The organism is Streptomyces sp. NPDC005820, assembly GCF_040630255.1.
In the GTDB taxonomy this organism is placed as follows: Bacteria; Actinomycetota; Actinomycetes; order Streptomycetales; family Streptomycetaceae; genus Streptomyces.
Genome location: NZ_JBEXXE010000116.1, coordinates 1 through 2,763 on the forward strand (window position 1 = coordinate 1; position 2,763 = coordinate 2,763).

Consider the following 2,763-nt stretch of genomic DNA (forward strand, 5'->3'; position numbering starts at 1 on the left):
GAAGGCGGCGCAGATCTCGTCGAAGGCGGCGGCGAACTCCCCGTACGTCTCGTACAGTTCACGTCCCATTCCGGGGCGCTGACTGCCCTGCCCCGTGAACACGAACGCCGTACGGGCGCTGGTGCGCCCGCTGCGTATGACGGACGGATGTTCGCGGTCCTCGGCCAGTGCCGTGAGCGCGGCCAGTGCCTCCTCGCGGTCGTCGGCCAGGACGACGGCCCGGTGCTCCAGTGCGGCCCGTCCGTTCGTCAGGGCGTGGCCGATCGCCCTTGGGTCGGCCGTCGGCGCGTCAGTGACGTATGAGCGCAGCCGCGCCGCCTGTTCGCGCAGCGCCTCGGGGCTGTGCGCCGAGACCGGCCACAGGGCAGGAATGTCGGGATGCTCCTCGAACTCCCTTTCAGCAATGTGCTGTTCGAGGATGACATGGGCGTTGGTGCCGCTGATGCCGAAGGAGGAGACGGCGGCGCGGCGCGGCCGGTCGTCCGCGGTGGGGGACCAGTCCTGGTCCTCGGTGAGGAGGCGGACGGCGCCCGCCGTCCAGTCGACGTGCGGGGTCGGCTCGTCGATGTGCAGGGTGCGCGGCAGCACACCGTGCCGCATCGCCATGACCATCTTGATGACACCGCCGACCCCGGCCGCGGCCTGTGTGTGCCCGATGTTCGACTTCAACGAGCCGAGGAGCAGCGGCCGTTCGGCCGGACGGTCCTGCCCGTACGTGGCCAGCAGCGCCTCCGCCTCGATGGGGTCGCCGAGTGTGGTGCCGGTGCCGTGCGCCTCCATCGCGTCGATGTCGGCGGGGGTGAGGCCGGCTTGGGTGAGGGCTTGGCGGATGACGCGTTCTTGGGAGGGGCCGTGGGGGGCGGTGAGGCCGTTGCTGGCGCCGTCCTGGTTGATGGCGGAGCCGCGGACGACGGCCAGGACGTGGTGGCCGTTGCGCCGGGCGTCCGAGAGCCGCTCCACCAGCAGCAGGCCCACGCCTTCGGCCCACGCGGTGCCGTCGGCCGCCGCCGCGAACGGCTTGCAGCGGGCGTCCGGCGAAAGACCGCGCTGCCGGCTGAACTCCAGGAACATCCCCGGCGTCGCCATGACGGTGACACCGCCCGCGAGCGCGAGGTCGCACTCGCCCTGCCGCAGCGCCTGCGCGGCCAGATGCAGCGCGACCAGCGACGACGAGCACGCCGTGTCGACGGTCACCGCCGGGCCCTCCAGGCCGAACGCGTACGCCAGCCGGCCCGAAGCGACACTCGACGTGCTGCCGGTGAGTAGATACCCGTCGAAACCCTCCGCCGGCTCGTGCAGCCGGGGCCCGTAGTCCTGCGCGGTCGCCCCGACGAAGACACCCGCCCGGCTCCCGCGCAGCGCGTCCGGCGCGATGCCCGCGCGCTCGAACGTCTCCCACGCCGTCTCCAGGAGCAGCCGCTGCTGCGGGTCCATGGCCTCCGCCTCACGCGGACTGATCCCGAACAGCGCCGGATCGAACGCGCCCGCGTCCCGCAGGAACCCGCCCTCACGGACGTACGTCGTCCCGGGCCGGTCCGGGTCGGGGTCGAACAGCGCGTCGAGGTCCCAGCCACGGTCGTCGGGGAACGGCCCGATCGCGTCACCGCCGGACGACACCAGGTCCCACAGGTCCTCGGGCGAGTCGGCGCCGCCCGGGAAACGGCAGGCCATGCCCACGATGACGACCGGGTCGACCGGGTCGACGGGGGCGGTGGCGGGCTCGGACGACTCGGCCGCGGCCGTCGCGCCGCCCTCGCCCGTCAGCCGCTCGCGCAGCAGACGTACGACGGCATCGGGCGTGGGATGGTTGTAGACGAGCGCCGACGGCAGGCTCAGTCCGGTGGCTGCCTGTAGCCGGTCACGCAGCTCCAGCGAAGCCAGTGAGTCGAAACCGAGGTCCTTGAACGACCGCTCCGCGTCCACCGCGTCGCCGGTCACATGGCCGAGCACGATCGCGGCCTGCGTCCGCACCAGGTCGAGCAGTCCCGAGCTGTCGACGACAGGGCCGGCCTCCGGCACGGGCTCCTCGGCGACCGGGGCGGTGACCGTGACCGAAGGCGGCGCGGTCGCCGGGCCCCGCGCCGTGTCCAGCCAGTACCGCTGCCGCTGGAAGGCGTACGTGGGAAGACCCACGGCCCCACCACCCCAACCGCCCAGTCCGGCAGCCCAGTCGAAGTGCCCGCCCTGTACGTGGACGGTGGCCAGGGCGCGCAGCACGGAATCGGGTTCCGGGCGCCCTCGGCGGAGTACGGGGACGGCGTCGGGGGTGTGGGGGGTGAGGGCGGCGTCGGGGCCGATTTCGATGAAGGTGGTGGTGCCTTGGGTGGTGAGGTTTTGGACGGCGTCGTGGTAGCGGACGGTGGTGCGGATGTGATCGGTCCAGTAGGCGGCGGAGGTCGGCTCACCCGTGCTGACGAGGGGGATGCGAGGCGCACGGTAGTCCACGGTCTCGGCGATGGTGTGGAAGTCGTCGAGGACGGGGTTCATGTGGGGGGAGTGGAAGGCGTGGCTGACGGTGAGGGGTCGGGTGCGTCGGCCGAGGCTGGTGAAGTGGTCGGTGATGTGGCGCACGGCGTCGGTGTCGCCCGAAATAACCAGTGACTGGGGGCTGTTGACGGCGGCGAGGGAGACGTGGTCGTCGTCCAGGAGTGGCCGTACTTCGTCTTCTGTGGCTTCGATTGCGGTCATGGCGCCGCCGGGGGTGGCGTTCTGCATGAGGCGGCCGCGTGTGGCGACGAGGCGTGCGGCGTCCTGGAGGGTGAG

At 72.2% G+C, this 2,763-nt stretch carries 1 protein-coding gene; it reads right to left on the reverse strand.

Annotated features, from left to right (window positions below; genetic code table 11):
- Positions 1 to 2,763: beta-ketoacyl synthase N-terminal-like domain-containing protein (locus tag ABZ464_RS51915; protein ID WP_359290019.1), on the reverse strand; the 2,763-nt coding region annotated here is incomplete at both ends.